The 15,368-nt window shown below is 57.8% G+C and carries 11 protein-coding genes; 8 read left to right on the top strand and 3 right to left on the bottom strand.

What is annotated here, in order from left to right:
• Nucleotides 1-7 precede the first annotated feature (7 nt).
• The 6 genes from NAT23_RS04070 (at nucleotide 8) to sucD (ending at nucleotide 9,092) form a co-directional block, all read left to right on the top strand.
• Nucleotides 8-718, top strand: a complete 711-nt coding sequence (locus NAT23_RS04070; RefSeq protein WP_251925839.1) for a succinate dehydrogenase iron-sulfur subunit — start codon at nucleotides 8-10, stop codon at nucleotides 716-718.
• Nucleotides 719-931: 213 nt separating this feature from the next.
• Nucleotides 932-3,769, top strand: a complete 2,838-nt coding sequence (locus NAT23_RS04065) for a 2-oxoglutarate dehydrogenase E1 component (RefSeq protein WP_251925837.1) — start codon at nucleotides 932-934, stop codon at nucleotides 3,767-3,769.
• Nucleotides 3,770-3,812: 43 nt separating this feature from the next.
• The gene (gene odhB / locus NAT23_RS04060; RefSeq protein WP_251925835.1) at nucleotides 3,813-5,429 is read left to right on the top strand and encodes a 2-oxoglutarate dehydrogenase complex dihydrolipoyllysine-residue succinyltransferase; all 1,617 of its coding nucleotides are present in this window, start codon (nucleotides 3,813-3,815) and stop codon (nucleotides 5,427-5,429) included.
• Nucleotides 5,430-5,497: 68 nt separating this feature from the next.
• Complete coding sequence (gene lpdA, locus NAT23_RS04055; RefSeq protein WP_251925833.1) at nucleotides 5,498-6,937, top strand: dihydrolipoyl dehydrogenase; 1,440 nt, start codon at nucleotides 5,498-5,500, stop codon at nucleotides 6,935-6,937.
• A gap of 116 nt (nucleotides 6,938-7,053) precedes the next feature.
• Nucleotides 7,054-8,220, top strand: coding sequence for an ADP-forming succinate--CoA ligase subunit beta (gene sucC / locus NAT23_RS04050; protein ID WP_251590598.1), 1,167 nt, complete (start codon nucleotides 7,054-7,056; stop codon nucleotides 8,218-8,220).
• Nucleotides 8,220-9,092, top strand: coding sequence for a succinate--CoA ligase subunit alpha (sucD, locus tag NAT23_RS04045; RefSeq protein ID WP_251590595.1), 873 nt, complete (start codon nucleotides 8,220-8,222; stop codon nucleotides 9,090-9,092). Before sucC ends, sucD begins: the two co-directional genes overlap by 1 nt.
• Nucleotides 9,093-9,146: 54 nt before the next feature.
• On the opposite strand, the gene NAT23_RS04040 is transcribed toward sucD, so the two are convergent.
• A complete protein-coding gene (locus NAT23_RS04040) occupies nucleotides 9,147-9,512 on the bottom strand; it encodes a nucleoside-diphosphate sugar epimerase/dehydratase (RefSeq protein WP_251925831.1) in 366 nt (121 codons plus the stop codon).
• Nucleotides 9,513-9,599: 87 nt separating this feature from the next.
• Between NAT23_RS04040 and NAT23_RS04035 the strand changes: the two genes are divergently transcribed.
• Nucleotides 9,600-10,988 (top strand): hypothetical protein, encoded by a 1,389-nt coding sequence (locus NAT23_RS04035; protein WP_251925829.1) that lies wholly within the window; start codon nucleotides 9,600-9,602, stop codon nucleotides 10,986-10,988.
• A 42-nt stretch (nucleotides 10,989-11,030) separates the two neighbouring features.
• Here NAT23_RS04035 and NAT23_RS04030 read toward each other — a convergent pair whose 3' ends face one another.
• Both NAT23_RS04030 and acnB read right to left on the bottom strand, forming a co-directional pair.
• A complete protein-coding gene (locus tag NAT23_RS04030; protein ID WP_251925828.1) occupies nucleotides 11,031-11,642 on the bottom strand; it encodes an outer membrane beta-barrel protein in 612 nt (203 codons plus the stop codon).
• Nucleotides 11,643-11,850: 208 nt separating this feature from the next.
• Nucleotides 11,851-14,454 carry a bifunctional aconitate hydratase 2/2-methylisocitrate dehydratase gene (acnB, locus tag NAT23_RS04025; protein WP_251925826.1) on the bottom strand — a complete coding sequence of 868 codons (2,604 nt, stop codon included), beginning with the start codon at nucleotides 14,452-14,454 and terminating at the stop codon, nucleotides 11,851-11,853.
• A 284-nt stretch (nucleotides 14,455-14,738) separates the two neighbouring features.
• Between acnB and NAT23_RS04020 the strand changes: the two genes are divergently transcribed.
• Nucleotides 14,739-15,356, top strand: coding sequence for a MiaE family protein (locus NAT23_RS04020; RefSeq protein WP_251925824.1), 618 nt, complete (start codon nucleotides 14,739-14,741; stop codon nucleotides 15,354-15,356).
• Nucleotides 15,357-15,368 lie beyond the last annotated feature (12 nt).

Genomic DNA, 15,368 nt, shown 5'->3' with positions numbered 1-15,368 from the left:
AAGCGCAATGTCCACATTGCAAGTTTCCATCTATCGCTACAATCCTGAAACCGACGATGCACCATACATGCAGGAGTTTCAGGTCGACACTCAGGGCCGTGATCTTATGGTTCTGAATGTGATTCAGATGATCAAGGAACAAGACAGTACGCTTGCGTACCGTCGCAGTTGCCGAGAGGGTGTATGTGGCTCCGATGGCGTAAACATGAACGGCAAGAACGGCTTGACCTGTGTTACGCCGATCTCAGAGGTGACTAAGGGCAACAAGCTTGTGCTTCGTCCTTTGCCGGGCCTGCCTGTCGTGCGCGATCTCGTGGTCGACATGAGCATGTTCTATAAGCAGTACGAGCGTATTCAGCCCTATCTGCAAAACGATGCGGCCGAACCTGCCATCGAGCGACTGCAGTCTCCGGAAGACCGCGACAAGCTCGACGGCCTTTACGAATGCATCCTGTGCGCGTGCTGCTCGACATCGTGCCCGTCGTTCTGGTGGAACCCGGACAAGTTCGTCGGTCCGGCAGGTCTCTTGCAGGCCTATCGTTTCCTGGCGGATTCTCGCGATACGGCCACGAAAGAGCGCCTTTCGTCGCTTGATGACCCGTTCAGCGTGTTTCGCTGCCGCGGTATCATGAACTGCGTCAATGTATGTCCGAAGGGGCTTAACCCCACACGGGCCATTGGCAAGATTCGTGAGATGTTATTGTCCAATGCGACTTAATATGCATCGCTGTGCTTGTTATCATGGCCGGTATTGGCTGTACGAGCAGTAAACCTTGAAGACAAAGGCCGACGCCCATGTGCGTCGGCCTTTGTCGATTGAAATAGAGTAACGCGGCCTCAAGCGCCGTATTCAGTAACCGAACGCCGACGCCAACGCGGTCTGGCCGTGCCAGGCGCCGACACCACCCCAAAAGCGTAGGGTGATCAAAAGATGCAAGAAGGTATCATGGAGTTAATGCGACGGACTTCGCACATGAGCGGAGGCAACGTCCATTACGTTGAAGATCTGTACGAGCAGTACCTCAGTGAACCGACCGCGGTACCCGATGAATGGCGGCAATATTTCGATCAGCTTCCGAAATACGAAGGCGGGCCGAACCACGATACGCCTTTGTCGCCGATTCGCGATGAATTCTACAATATCGCCAAGCAGCAGCGTCGCTCGGTAGCCGTCAGTGGCGGTAATGAAGGCGGTGAGAGCAAGAAGCAGGTTCGCGTCCTTCAGTTGATCAATGCCTTTCGTTTCAGAGGGCATCAACAGGCCAACATTGACCCGCTCGGCCTGCGATCCAACCAGCGTGTGCCCGACCTTGACCTGTCCTTCCATCAGTTGGCTCAGGAAGACATGGACACCGAGTTTCAGACCGGCTCCTTCTTTTTGGGCAAGGACACTGCGCCGCTCAAGGAAATTGTCGACGCGCTCGAAAAAACGTACTGCCGTTCGATCGGCTGCGAGTTCATGCACATCGTCGATACCGAAGAAAAACGTTGGCTTCAGCAGCGTTTTGAATCGGTGCGCTCGAAGCCCGATTACAGCGCAGACGCGCGCAAGCACATTCTTGAGCGTCTGAGTGCGGCTGAAGGGCTCGAAAATTATCTTGCAAGCAAGTACCCGGGCACCAAGCGCTTCGGTCTCGAGGGTGGGGAATCCTTCATTCCGCTCGTGGATGAGATGATCCAGCGTGCCGGCAGTTACGGCACCAAGGAGGTCGTCATCGGTATGGCGCACCGCGGTCGCCTCAACCTGCTGGTCAATATACTGGGCAAGAGCCCCTCCGAGCTGATCGATGAATTCGATGGCAAGAAGATGCTTGAGCAGGGCTCCGGTGACGTTAAATACCACCAGGGTTTCAGCTCCAACGTCATGACGACCGGGGGCGAGGTGCATCTGGCACTGGCGTTCAACCCCTCGCACCTTGAAATCGTATCGCCGGTGGTTGAAGGCTCCGTTCGTGCCCGCCAGGATCGACGCAAGGATTTCGACGGCGATCAGGTGCTTCCGCTGGTCGTGCACGGCGATGCGGCGTTCGCGGGCCAGGGCGTTGTCATGGAAACCTTCCAGATGTCCCAGACCCGTGGCTACAAGACAGGCGGCACGGTTCACCTCATCATCAACAACCAGGTCGGTTTTACCACCTCTCGCCCTGATGATGCGCGCTCGACCGAGTACTGCACCGACATTGCCAAGATGGTTCAGGCGCCGATCTTCCATGTGAATGGCGATGATCCGGAAGCCGTGATCCATGCCACTCAGGTTGCGATCGATTACCGTCAGCAGTTCAAGAAGGACGTGGTCATTGATCTGGTCTGCTACCGCCGGCGCGGCCACAACGAGGCCGATGAGCCCTCGGCCACGCAGCCGCAGATGTATCACAAGATCAAGTCGCACAAGACCAGCCGCGCACTCTACGCAGACCTTCTTGTGAAGGATGGCGTGATCGGCGAATCCGACCCCAAGGCGATTTCCGACAACTACCGTGATCTGCTCGATCAGGGCAATCACGTCGCCAACGCCCTGGTCAAGAAGCCCAATACGGAGCTGTTCGTCGACTGGACGCCCTATCTTGGCCACAAGTGGACCGGCTTCGCGGACACGACCTTCCCGATGAAACGGCTTCAGGAACTCGCCACCAAGATGTGCGAGGCGCCGGACGATTACGAAGTCCAGCGTCAGGTGGCCAAGGTCTATGAAGACCGCAAGAAGATGGCGGCCGGCTCGCTTGCCGCGAACTGGGGCTTTGCAGAAACCCTTGCCTACGCGACGCTGATCGACGAAGGCTACGATATCCGTCTGACAGGTCAGGATTCCGGCCGTGGCACGTTCTCGCACCGTCACGCCGTGATTCATAACCAGAAAAACAACGACACGTGGACGCCGCTTCAGCACATCAAGGACGGTCAGCCCATGTTCACGGTGCGCGATTCCTTCCTCTCCGAGGAAGCGGTGCTCGCGTTCGAATACGGCTATTCCACCACCACTCCGAACGCGTTGGTTATCTGGGAAGCCCAGTTCGGCGATTTCGCCAATGGCGCCCAGGTCGTGATCGATCAGTTCATTTCCTCGGGTGAGACCAAGTGGGCACGTCTGTGCGGTCTGACGCTTTTGCTGCCGCATGGCTATGAAGGTCAGGGCCCCGAGCATTCCTCGGCGCGTCTGGAGCGTTTCCTGCAGCTGTGCGCCGAGCACAACATGCAGGTGTGCATGCCCACCACGCCCGCGCAGATTTTCCATCTGCTGCGTCGGCAAACGGTGCGTCGTATCCGTAAACCGCTGATCATCATGTCGCCGAAAAGCCTTTTGCGTCACAAGGATGCAACGTCCTCGCTTGAAGAGCTGTCCGAGGGTACGTTCCAGATGATCGTCCCGGATCAGGCCAATCTCGAGGCTGACGCCGTCAAGCGCGTTGTAATCTGCTCGGGCAAGGTCTACTACGACCTGGCGAACTACCGCAGCGAGCATGAGCGTGAGGATACGGCTATCCTGCGGGTGGAACAGCTCTACCCGTTCCCGGAGAAGTCGCTGCAAAAGCAGCTTGAGCAGTATCCGAATCTGGAAAAAGTCGTGTGGTGTCAAGAAGAGCCGCAAAATCAGGGCGCCTGGTATCAAAGCCAGCACCACATGCGCAAGGCGGCCGATGCGGTAAATGCAGGGCTTGGACGCGATTTGTCGTTTGCCGGGCGTGCAGCGTCAGCGGCACCTGCAGCAGGATATATGGCCGTGCACGTCGATCAGCAGCGTAGGCTGGTCGATGATGCCTTTAATCAATAAAGGCCGAGTCGGGTCTAGAGAGAAGATGAACTAAGGAATCCCAATGGCAACCGATATTAAAGCGCCAAGTTTTCCGGAATCCGTCGCCGAGGGCACTGTTGCCACTTGGCACAAGAAACCGGGCGATTCGGTATCGCGTGATGAACTGATCGTTGAAATCGAAACCGACAAGGTTGTTCTCGAGGTCGTGGCACCGGAAGATGGCACGATCAAGGAAATTCTGATCGACGAAGGCGAGACGTGTGAATCCGAGCAGGTGCTCGGTCAACTCGGCGAGCCCAGTGCCGACGGCGGCGACGCTTCATCCAGCGACGCCTCCGACGATGAAAGTGCCTCCGATGACAGCGCGTCTGATGCCGAAGACAGCGACAGCGGCAAGCAAGAAAAGGCGCAAAAAGCCTCGACCGGCGGCGGAAAGTCCCACGACGTGAAAGCGCCGGCGTTCCCTGAATCCGTTCAGGAAGGCACGATCGGTACCTGGCACAAGAAACCGGGCGACGCCGTCAAGCGCGATGAGCTGATCGTCGATATCGAAACCGACAAGGTTGTTCTCGAGGTTGTTGCGCCTGCAGACGGTAGCCTTAAAGAGCTTAAAGCCGAAGAAGGTGACACGGTCGAATCCGAACAGGTACTCGCCATCTTCGTTGAAGGCGGTGCGGGCAGCAGCGGTTCCGACTCCGAAGACGACGCTGACAGCAAGAGCGCCGACGACAAGGGCGGTCAGGATGAGCAGGTCGGTGACAAGATTCTCGCACCTTCGGCGCGTAAGCTTGCCGCTGAAAACGACTTGGACGTGTCTAAAATCGAAGGCACCGGCAAGGGCGGGCGTGTTCTGAAGGAAGACGTTCAGCGCGCCATCAAGGAAGGCAGTGCCAAGAAAACGGCGCCCGCTGAGAAAAAACCGGCCAAGGAAGATAAAAAAGCGTCTTCTGCACCTCAGGTTGATGTCCCGGAAGGGGATCGCCCAGAGAAGCGCGTGCCTATGAGCCGTCTGCGTCAGACCATCGCCAAGCGGCTGGTTCAGGCGCAGCAAACCGCGGCGATGCTTACGACCTACAACGAAGTCGACATGACGGAAGTCATGAATCTTCGGTCGCAGTACAAGGACGTCTTCCAGAAAACGCACGACGTCAAACTCGGCTTCATGGGCTTTTTCGTCAAGGCCGCGACCGAGGCGCTCAAGCGCTTCCCGGACGTCAATGCCTCCATTGACGGCACTGAGATCGTTTATCACGGCTACCAGGACATCGGTGTTGCCGTATCGACGCCGCGCGGTCTGGTTGTGCCGGTGCTGCGTGATACCGACAGCATGAAACTTGCCGACGTCGAAAAGAACATCGGTGACTTTGGCAAGCGCGGCCGCGAAGGCAAGCTCGGCATCGAAGACATGCAGGGTGGTACGTTCACCATCACCAACGGCGGTATCTTTGGTTCGTTGATGTCGACGCCGATCCTCAATCCGCCGCAGACCGCCATCATGGGGATGCACAAGATTCAAGAGCGTCCCATGGCCGTTAACGGCAAGGTCGAAATCCGCCCCATGATGTACCTGGCGCTGTCTTACGATCACCGCATGATCGATGGTAAGGACGCCGTGCAATTCTTGGTGGCGATTAAGGAACTGCTGGAAGATCCGGCGCGCTTCCTACTGGATGTGTAAGCTGAACTGGCTTCGGGCGACGGAGTCGCCCGAAACCGCTTTTGTACTGGAATCAACGGGAAGAACTCATGGCCGATAAATTTGACGTAATCGTGATTGGTGCAGGTCCCGGCGGCTACGTCGCGGCAATTCACGCTGCGCAGCTGGGCCTCAAAACAGCATGCGTCGAGAAGTGGGTCAACAAGGAAGGCAAGACCGTTCATGGCGGCACCTGCCTAAATGTCGGCTGCATTCCGTCCAAGGCATTGCTTGAAACATCGCATAAGTATGTCGAGGCAAAGGAAGAGTACGACGAACTCGGTATCGAAGTGAGCGATGTCCAGGTCGACGTCAAGAAGATGATGGCGCGCAAGGAAAAGACGGTTCAGAACCTGACCGGCGGCATCAGCTCACTGTTCAAGGCCAATGGCGTTACTGCGCTTGAAGGTACCGGCAAACTGCTCGACGGCAAGAAAGTCGAAGTGACCGGCAACGATGGCGAAGCCAAGACCTATGAGGCGGACAACGTCATTATTGCCTCCGGCTCGATTCCGGTCGATATTCCGCCGGCACCCATCGATCATAAGCTGATCATGGATTCTGCAGGTGCCCTTGAGTTTCAAGAAGCGCCAAAACGTCTTGGTGTCATCGGGGCGGGCGTGATCGGGCTTGAGCTCGGCAGTGTCTGGAACCGCCTTGGCAGCGAGGTTACGGTACTTGAGGCCATGAATGATTTCCTGCCGTCGGTCGACAAAACGCTGGCCAAGGAAACCCAGAAAATCCTCGGTAAACAAGGTCTTGATATCAAGCTGGGCGCGAAAGTGACCGGCAGTGACGTCAAAGACGACGAAGTCGTTGTGACCTACACCGATTCAGAAGGTGAAAAGACACAGACATTCGATAAGTTGATCGTCTGCGTTGGTCGCAAGCCGTATACCGAAAGCCTTCTTGATGAATCCGCCGGCATCGAGCTGGACGACCGCGGATTTATCAAGGTCGATGGTACCTGCAAGACCAATGTGGATGGCGTCTACGCCATCGGCGACGTGGTCCGCGGCCCGATGCTTGCCCACAAAGCGTCCGAGGAAGGCATCATGGCGGCCGACATCATCGCTGGCCACAAGGCCGAGATGAACTATGACGCCATTCCAAGCGTTATCTATACCTTCCCCGAAGTGGCCTGGGTCGGCATGAACGAGCAGGAAGCCAAGGAGCAGGGTATCGAGGTCAAGATCGGCACCTTCCCGTTCTCGGCAAGCGGTCGCGCCATGGCCAACAATGCAACACAGGGTATGGCCAAGGTGATCGCCGATGCGGAAACCGATCGTGTGCTGGGTGTTCACATCCTTGGACAGCATGCGGGCGAGTTGATCGCACAGGGCGTTATCGCGATGGAATTCGGCTCAAGCGCCGAGGACCTTGCAATGACGTGCTTCGCGCACCCGACCCTTTCCGAAACAGTTCACGAGGCAGCGCTTGCCGTCGATGGTCATGCAATTCATATGGCAAATCGTAAAAAGCGTAAGTAAGCGCCTTATCCGGCGTATGGCCGGTGACCAAGGTCACCGGTTTTTCGTGGTCGGCCCGATGGCAAGAACGATCCGGGCCGGCCGTGGGAGTCCAATGCAACCAATGGCATGAGACGATGAATCTTCACGAGTATCAGTCAAAACAACTGTTTGCCGATTACGGTTTGCCGGTGTCCAAGGGCTTTGCCGTTGACACACCCGAAGAAGCCGCAGAGGCATGCAAGAAAATCGGTGGTGACAAATGGGTCGTCAAGGCTCAGGTCCACGCAGGCGGCCGCGGCAAGGCCGGCGGCGTCAAGCTGGTCGAGTCGCCGGACGCTGCCAAGGAGTTCGCAGAGCAGTGGCTTGGCAAGAACCTGGTCACCTTTCAGACTGATGAAAAAGGTCAGCCGGTTGCCAAAATTTTGGTAGAAAACTGCACCGATATCGCCAACGAGCTGTATCTTGGCGCGGTTGTCGACCGTGGCACACGTCGTATCGTGTTCATGGCGTCAACCGAAGGTGGCGTCGAAATCGAGAAAGTGGCCGAAGAAACGCCTGAGAAAATTCTCAAGGCTGAAGTCGATCCGCTTACCGGTGCGCAGCCTTATCAGGCTCGCGATCTCGCGTTCAAGCTCGGTTTGAACAAGGATCAGGTCAAGCAGTTCACCAAGATTTTCCTGGGGCTTGCCAAGCTGTTCCAGGACAAGGATCTGGCGCTTCTCGAGATCAACCCGCTGGTCATTACCGATGAAGGTAACCTGCACTGCCTGGACGCCAAAATCGGTCTGGACAGCAATGCGCTCTACCGTCATCCGGATCTGCAGGAAATGCGTGACCCGTCGCAGGAAGACGAGCGCGAAGCGCATGCCCAGCAGTGGGAACTTAACTATGTGGCACTCGATGGCAACATCGGCTGCATGGTCAATGGCGCCGGTCTTGCCATGGGCACCATGGACATCATCAAGCTCAACGGCGGCCAGCCGGCGAACTTCCTCGATGTCGGCGGTGGCGCCACTAAAGAGCGCGTAGGCGAAGCCTTCAAGATCATCCTGTCCGATGACTCCGTTAAAGCGGTTCTGGTCAACATCTTCGGTGGTATCGTGCGCTGCGACATGATCGCTGAAGGCATCATCGGTGCCGTCGAGCAGGTGGGTGTCAATGTGCCGGTCGTGGTTCGCCTGGAAGGCAACAACGCCGAATTGGGTGCACAGAAACTGGCCGATAGCGGATTGAACATCATCGCGGCCACGAGCCTGACTGATGCTGCGCAGCAGGTCGTGAAAGCAGCGGAGGGCAAGTAATGAGTATTTTGATCGACAAGAACACCAAGGTCATCTGCCAGGGGTTCACTGGTGGCCAGGGTACGTTCCATTCCGAGCAGGCGCTTGAGTACGGCACCAACATGGTTGGCGGTGTTACGCCCGGTAAGGGCGGACAGACCCACCTTGGTCTGCCGGTATTCAATACCGTCGCCGAAGCCGTCGAGCAGACTGGCGCTGAAGCGACCGTCATCTATGTGCCGGCCGCGTTCTGCAAGGACTCGATCCTTGAAGCAGCCGATGCGGGCATCAAGCTGATCGTCTGCATCACCGAAGGCATCCCGACGCTTGATATGCTTGAGGTCAAGGTTAAGTGCGATCAACTCGGCGTGCGCCTGATTGGTCCGAACTGCCCGGGTGTGATCACGCCGGGGCAAACCAAGATCGGCATCATGCCGGGCCACATCCATAAGCCGGGCAAGGTCGGTATCGTGTCTCGCTCCGGCACCCTGACCTACGAAGCGGTCAAGCAGACCACCGATCATGGCTTCGGCCAGTCGACCTGTGTCGGCATCGGCGGTGACCCGATTCCGGGCTCACACTTCATCGACATCCTCGAGATGTTTGAAAAGGACGAGCAGACCGAAGCGATCGTCATGATCGGTGAGATCGGCGGCACTGCAGAAGAAGATGCAGCGGCCTACATCAAGGAGCATGTCTCCAAGCCGGTCGTTGCCTACATCGCAGGTGTGACTGCGCCTCCCGGAAAGCGCATGGGCCACGCGGGCGCCATCATCGCTGGCGGCAAGGGCACTGCAGATGAAAAATTTGCAGCGCTTGAAGCAGCGGGCGTCAAGACCGTCCGTTCGCTGGCTGAAATCGGCGATGCCCTGAAGGAAGCGACTGGCTGGTAAGATCAAGGTCAGTTGTTATCAGAAAACCCTCGGCGCGCAGGCGTCGGGGGTTTTTTAATGTGATTCAGATGACGCTTTATCCAATTCACTGCCCCACGCCCATAGAAAGGGCGTCGACCGCGCCGGGGTTGCCTGTTCGATCACGCTTTGATCCCCCTGTGTGCAGATCACCAGCCGGTCGACCTTGAAACGCTGCCATAACGCGGGTACTTCACTGGGGTAGTGAAGAGGAACGCCCTCAAGCGTCGTGCCGCGCTGCCATGGATCGGTTGTGATCAGAGCGACCACGTCGTATCTATCATTTAAAGCGCTCAGCAGGCTGTAGTGCGCAGTATCGCTTCCGCAGATAATAAGACGCAGGCGCTTTGAGTGTGCCGGACGTTGTCCGGCTTTCAAACGGTTCAGTAACTTTTTGATCATGCGCTACGGCCTCCCTATGCGCTGTTGGGCCAAGTTTAACGGATGGGTATTGGTTACTCTGTTCACCTACCCGGAGGACCCTTCATCATGTCAGATTCCTGTGCCCATAGTGAGCCAGAGCGCGATTCACTCGATGGTAAAACGCTTTTGATGCAGCTTTTACGCGTCAAGGGTGTTGCCACAACCTGGCTCGATGAGTCCCTCGATCTGACGGGCGTCGGAACCGATATGCCAACGCACCGGCTGCCTGCATCGCTTGCCCTTCAGGCCGCCAGAACCACGCATGCACTCCGGCCTGACGTGCCTGTGGCGCTCATGCTGTCGTCTGTGTCCTTTGAGGCGCTTTTTCCCTCGGATGCGTACCTGGATTCTAGCGGGCGGTTACTCGTATTTGTCGTGACACCTGAGGGAGGGTGCCCCGTAAACGCGACAGCAGGGCAAATATATCGCCGCATCGAACCAACGCCCTATTGGCTGTGCCGGATATCAGATGGGGTGGATCTCATACTGGCGGGTCAGGGCGCGGGCGTTTTAAGCGTTCAAGACACCGTACTCACGACAGAATGGGATCGTGAGCGGCTTCATTTGCCAAGCTTCGAGGCATCCGGCCCAACGCCATTGGCGCTCGAGATTCGATCGGCCCCTCAGGAATGCAACGTGGCGCTGGTTGGTGAGCTTGCACTTCCCGACTATCGCCGGGTGGCCGATTGGGCCGAGCGCGAGCGCGTACTATGCGTGTCGTTGCCCAATGCGGGATTGCAACCGGGCGCGGTATGTTTTCCAGGCGTTGACAGCGAGTCTGGTCGTGAGTGGCTTACGCAAATGACGCAGCTGTGGGTGATCGGGGGAGGCGACTCAGAGCTACCTGAGTCGGTGCGACATCACGCTCCGATTTATGTTAGCCGTATTGACGAACTGGCCAGCCATTCGCCTCAGGGTGATGAGTCTTTCTATCTTCGAGGATGTGCCCAGCAGGCCGCGCTCTCGATACTGATGCGTGAGCAGGAGCGGGCTGCCATCAAGCAATTGACGGCGCTGGATGTGCTGACTGAGCGTAAGGACGTATTTGTCCTGCCGGCTGATTGGCTCGCGCTGGATGGGCTTGTCGACGAGCAGACACTGGCGCGATGCTATGGCGCGAATGGACACGAAGAGGCCGGGCTGCGCGCTCGTGCGCTTGCGCTTGCGCTCTCGCGTGCCCGTAATGTCAGAGTTTGGGTCGTGTGTCCGGAAGAGGGCGCGCTCGACTGGTCTGCATGGCAAGCGTTCTGGAACACTCATGGCCAGGGGCGGGCGCTGACGCTTTTAAAGTGGCAGGCTCCAATGGCTGGACGCGCTCCGGGCGTGGAAGGCGGCGCGGAGGGGGCGACGCTTCATGTCGACAAGGCAACGCCGGGCGCGCTTCAGGCGATCAAGCGTTTACTTGCAACAGCGTGCCCATCTCGCCTTATCTTGAATCATTACCGCCAAGCATAAAAAACGCCGCTTGAAGCGGCGTTTCTTGATCGACGTTTTGTCTTAGAACTGAACGCCCACAGAGCCCATTGCGGTATCGAGCTTATAGTTGCTGTCGAGCTGATAGCGCGTGTACTCGGCGCGAACGAAGACCGGCACATCAGAGAACTGATACTTGGCGCCCAGACCGTACATCGGCGCGCCGCCGTATTCGTTGTCGACGCTGTCGCCATTGGCGTAGTTGCCGTTACCGTCGGTCTTGAAATATGCGTAGCCGACACGGCCATAGCCGCTCAGGCCGCCGTAGATCGGCACTTCACCGATGGCGCTCAGGCCATAGGCCTTGGTGCTGAGGGTAGCATCAGCGCCATTGCCCTGGGCTTCGATATCACCGAGGTCGGTAAAGGACAGCTCGGTAGAGAAGTACGGGTTGTACTTGTAGCCGACAAATGCGTTCTGAGCAGTGTCGTCGTCGTCGCTGAAGCTGGCAGTGCCGGCATTGTCATTGGAGAACGCGTGGAGATTGCCGTCATGAACGCGGGTCTCGCCAACACCGACGCCTGAATAAATGCCTTCACTGGTCGCAGTATTTGTGTCTGCCGCCATGGCTGAAGTGGCCACGAACGCGCTGCCGATCAGAATAGGTGCTGTCATCAATGCAATACGGTTCATCATGTTGCTCCTTGAAATAAAATACAGGGCGTCCTGCGTTGTTGACCTGCCATTGCTTTGTATTGTCATTGTTTCGAGCGGACTCGATAAGACAGGGACATCGAACACTGTTTTATAATGGCACTGCTTACGGCTTTTAGCAAGGTCATCGTTTGCATGGACATAAAAAAACCGCCGTTAAGCGGCGGTTTTCTCTGATGGGGATCAAGGCTCAAGCTTCTTCGGTGACCGGGATCACGTTGGAGGCCGCCTTCTGAAACTCCTCGATCTCATGGAAGTTCATGTAGCGATAGATCTCACCGGCCATGGCGTCGAACTCGCTCATGATTTCCTTGTACCGAGCAACGCTTGGAAGTTCGCCGTAGACCGCAGCCACCGCCGCAAGCTCGGCAGACGCCAAGTAGACGTTGGCACCATCGCCCAGGCGGTTCGGGAAGTTTCGAGTCGAGGTGGATACGACCGTCGACTTCGGCGCGACGCGGGCCTGGTTGCCCATGCACAGCGAACAGCCCGGCATTTCCATGCGTGCGCCAGCACGGCCATAGATGCTGTAGTAGCCTTCCTCGGTCAGCTGGTGCTGATCCATCTTGGTTGGCGGTGCCAGCCACAGGCGAGTCTTGAGCGACCCGGCCGGTTGCTTCTCGAGCAGCTTACCGGCGGCTCGGAAGTGGCCGATGTTGGTCATGCACGAGCCGATGAAGACCTCATCGATGCGCTCGCCGGCAACATCAGAGAGAAGGCGAGCGTCATCGGGGTCATTCGGCGCACACAGAACTGGCTGGTCGACGTCGGCCAGATCGATCTCGATCACGGCGGCGTATTCCGCGTCCTTGTCCGCGCGCATCAGGCTCGGGTTGGCAAGCCACTCTTCCATGCCTTCGATGCGGCGCGCGATGGTGCGGGCATCGCCGTAGCCACTGTCGAGCATCCACTTAAGCAAGGTGATGTTCGATTTCAGGTACTCGCTGACACTGTCGTCTGAAAGCGTGATGGTGCACCCGGCGGCGCTGCGCTCGGCAGAGGCGTCGGACAGTTCGAATGCCTGTTCGACGGTGAGATCTTCAAGGCCTTCGATTTCAAGGACGCGTCCGGAGAACACGTTCTGCTTGTTGGATTTCTCGACCGTAAGCAGCCCTTGTTTGATGGCGTAAAGCGGAATGGCGTGCACCAGATCGCGCAGGGTGATGCCGGGCTGACGTTCGCCCTTGAAGCGCACCAGTACGGATTCCGGCATGTCCAGCGGCATGACGCCGGTGGCAGCGGCGAAGGCAACCAGCCCCGAGCCTGCCGGGAAGGAAATGCCCATCGGGAAGCGCGTGTGCGAGTCACCGCCGGTGCCGACTGTGTCCGGCAGCAGCATGCGGTTGAGCCAGGAGTGGATGATGCCATCGCCCGGGCGCAGTGAGACACCGCCCCGGTTCATGATGAAATCGGGCAGGGTGTGCTGCATTTCAACATCAATCGGCTTCGGATAGGCGGCGGTATGGCAGAAGGACTGCATGACCAGATCGGCCTGGAAGCCGAGACACGCCAGATCCTTGAGCTCATCACGCGTCATTGGCCCGGTGGTGTCCTGAGACCCGACCGTGGTCATGCGCGGTTCGCAGTACATGCCGGGACGAACGCCGTCCATGCCGCAGGCCTTGCCGACCATTTTTTGCGCAAGGGTAAAGCCCTTGCCATTGTCGGCGGGCTGCTCCGGAACACGGAAGTCGTCAGCCGGACCAAGGCCCAGGTAGTCACGCGCTTTCTGGGTCAGACCGCGGCCGATAATCAGCGGAATACGGCCACCGGCACGCACTTCATCGAGAAGAACGCGCGTTTTCAGCTCGAATGTCGACAGCACGTCGTCACTGTCATGACGGCAGACCTTGCCCTCGAACGGATAGACGTCAATCACATCGCCCATGGCCATGTTCGAGACGTCCATTTCGATCGGCAGGGCACCGGCGTCTTCCATGGTGTTGAAGAAGATCGGTGCGATCTTGCCGCCGAAACAGAAGCCGCCGGCACGCTTGTTGGGAACATTCGGGATGTCATCGCCGAAGAACCACAGAACCGAGTTGGTGGCGGACTTGCGCGAGGAGCCGGTACCAACGACGTCGCCGACGTAGGCAACCGGGAACCCCTTGGCCTTGACGGCGTCGATCTGGGAAAGCGGGCCCTTGTTGCCGGGTTCTTCGGGATCGATGCCGTCACGCGGGTTCTTGAGCATTGCGTTGGCGTGCAGCGGTATGTCCGGGCGAGACCAGGCGTCAGGTGCCGGAGACAGGTCGTCGGTATTGGTTTCACCGGGCACCTTGAAGACCGCAATGCTGACCTTTTCAGGTACCGGCGCCTTGGCCTTGAACCATTCGGCATCGGCCCAGGATTCGATTACGCCCTGAGCGTGCGCGTTGCCCGCCTTGGCGCGGTCGGCAACGTCGTGGAACGCGTCGAACATCAGCAGCGTGTGCTTGAGCTGTTCGGCGGTTTCCGCGGCCAGGGCCTCATCGTCGAGCAGCTCGACCAGAGTTGCGATGTTGTACCCACCCTGCATGGTGCCAAGCAGCTTAACGGCGTGAACCTTATCGATCAGCGGTGACTGCGTCTCACCCTTAGCAATCGCTGCCAAAAAACCGGCCTTCACATAGGCTGCTTCATCAACACCCGGGGGGATGCGGTCGGTCAACAACTCAAGTAGAAAAGCTTCTTCGCCGGCCGGCGGGTTTTTAAGTAGCTCGACCAGTTCACTGGTCATTTCCGCATTCAGCGGCTTGGGCGGGACGCCGTCGAGCGCGCGTTCCTCGACATGCTGACGATAGGCTTCAAGCACGGTGGTGGTCCTCGTTGGTTATCTGTGTCGAATGCGCGGCATGGCTCAGGTATCGGGCAAGACACAGTGACCTACCGCGCTTCGAGGCCAGAGAGTTTACGGTAAAGTGTCGACAATGTTAAGGGAACGGCCGCGTATCATACGCGTGCATAGGCGATGTTCATCCCGGGCTTTCCGGTGTAAGTGTCGACGTGGCGCGCCGGACTGGCGACAATGGCGTGTTATCACTGTCGTTGTTACGTCTAGCGTTTGTTAATTCTGCCGTTTTGTTAAGGAAAGAAAGGATGGTTTCGGATCAGGTTCCCAAGGTTCTGCTCGACTTCCTGCCCTGTCGTACGCCCGCAGCCTGGATCGAGGCGGCGGCAATGCACAACGAGATTCTTTTGATCGATCACGCGCAATGCGAAAAGAAGGCGGCGTCGACGGCCATGCATCTTTTGTTTCGCTACGTCGAAAAGCCGGGGCTTTTGAGCAAGATGTCGCAGCTCGCCCGCGAGGAATTGCTTCATTTTGAGCAGGTGGTCGGGCTGATGGCAGCACGCGGGATCGACTACAGCCATCTGAGCGCGTCGCGCTACGCAGAGGGGCTTCGCGCTCATGTGCGCAAGAATGAGCCAGGGCGCCTAATCGATATTCTGATTGTAGGGGCCTTTATCGAGGCGCGTTCCTGTGAGCGTTTTGCAAGTCTTATCCCGCACCTCGATGACGAACTGGCGCGCTATTACCGAACCCTGCTCAAGTCCGAGGCGCGCCATTTCGAGGATTATCTGGGGCTGGCTCGTGATTACGCCGGCCCGGACGATAACGTAGATGAGCGGATTGCCGCGTTTCGAGAACATGAGCGTGAACTGATCGAGTCCACGGATACCCACTTCAGGTTTCACAGCGGTGTGTTGACCTAATGTCGACGACCG

Origin of the sequence: Larsenimonas salina, from assembly GCF_023736155.1 — a bacterium.
GTDB lineage: Bacteria > Pseudomonadota > Gammaproteobacteria > Pseudomonadales > Halomonadaceae > Larsenimonas > Larsenimonas salina.
This window is presented reverse-complemented; position numbering and strand designations above follow the sequence as displayed.

Excerpts from the sequence above, each read along its gene's own strand:
- NAT23_RS04070 (WP_251925839.1), top strand. The coding sequence starts at position 8 with ATGTCCACATTGCAAGTTTCCATCTATCGCTACAATCCTGAAACCGAC.
- NAT23_RS04065 (WP_251925837.1), top strand. The coding sequence starts at position 932 with ATGCAAGAAGGTATCATGGAGTTAATGCGACGGACTTCGCACATGAGC.
- odhB (WP_251925835.1), top strand. The coding sequence starts at position 3,813 with ATGGCAACCGATATTAAAGCGCCAAGTTTTCCGGAATCCGTCGCCGAG.
- lpdA (WP_251925833.1), top strand. The coding sequence starts at position 5,498 with ATGGCCGATAAATTTGACGTAATCGTGATTGGTGCAGGTCCCGGCGGC.
- sucC (WP_251590598.1), top strand. The coding sequence starts at position 7,054 with ATGAATCTTCACGAGTATCAGTCAAAACAACTGTTTGCCGATTACGGT.
- sucD (WP_251590595.1), top strand. The coding sequence starts at position 8,220 with ATGAGTATTTTGATCGACAAGAACACCAAGGTCATCTGCCAGGGGTTC.
- NAT23_RS04040 (WP_251925831.1), bottom strand. The coding sequence starts at position 9,512 with ATGATCAAAAAGTTACTGAACCGTTTGAAAGCCGGACAACGTCCGGCA.
- NAT23_RS04035 (WP_251925829.1), top strand. The coding sequence starts at position 9,600 with ATGTCAGATTCCTGTGCCCATAGTGAGCCAGAGCGCGATTCACTCGAT.
- NAT23_RS04030 (WP_251925828.1), bottom strand. The coding sequence starts at position 11,642 with ATGATGAACCGTATTGCATTGATGACAGCACCTATTCTGATCGGCAGC.
- NAT23_RS04020 (WP_251925824.1), top strand. The coding sequence starts at position 14,739 with ATGGTTTCGGATCAGGTTCCCAAGGTTCTGCTCGACTTCCTGCCCTGT.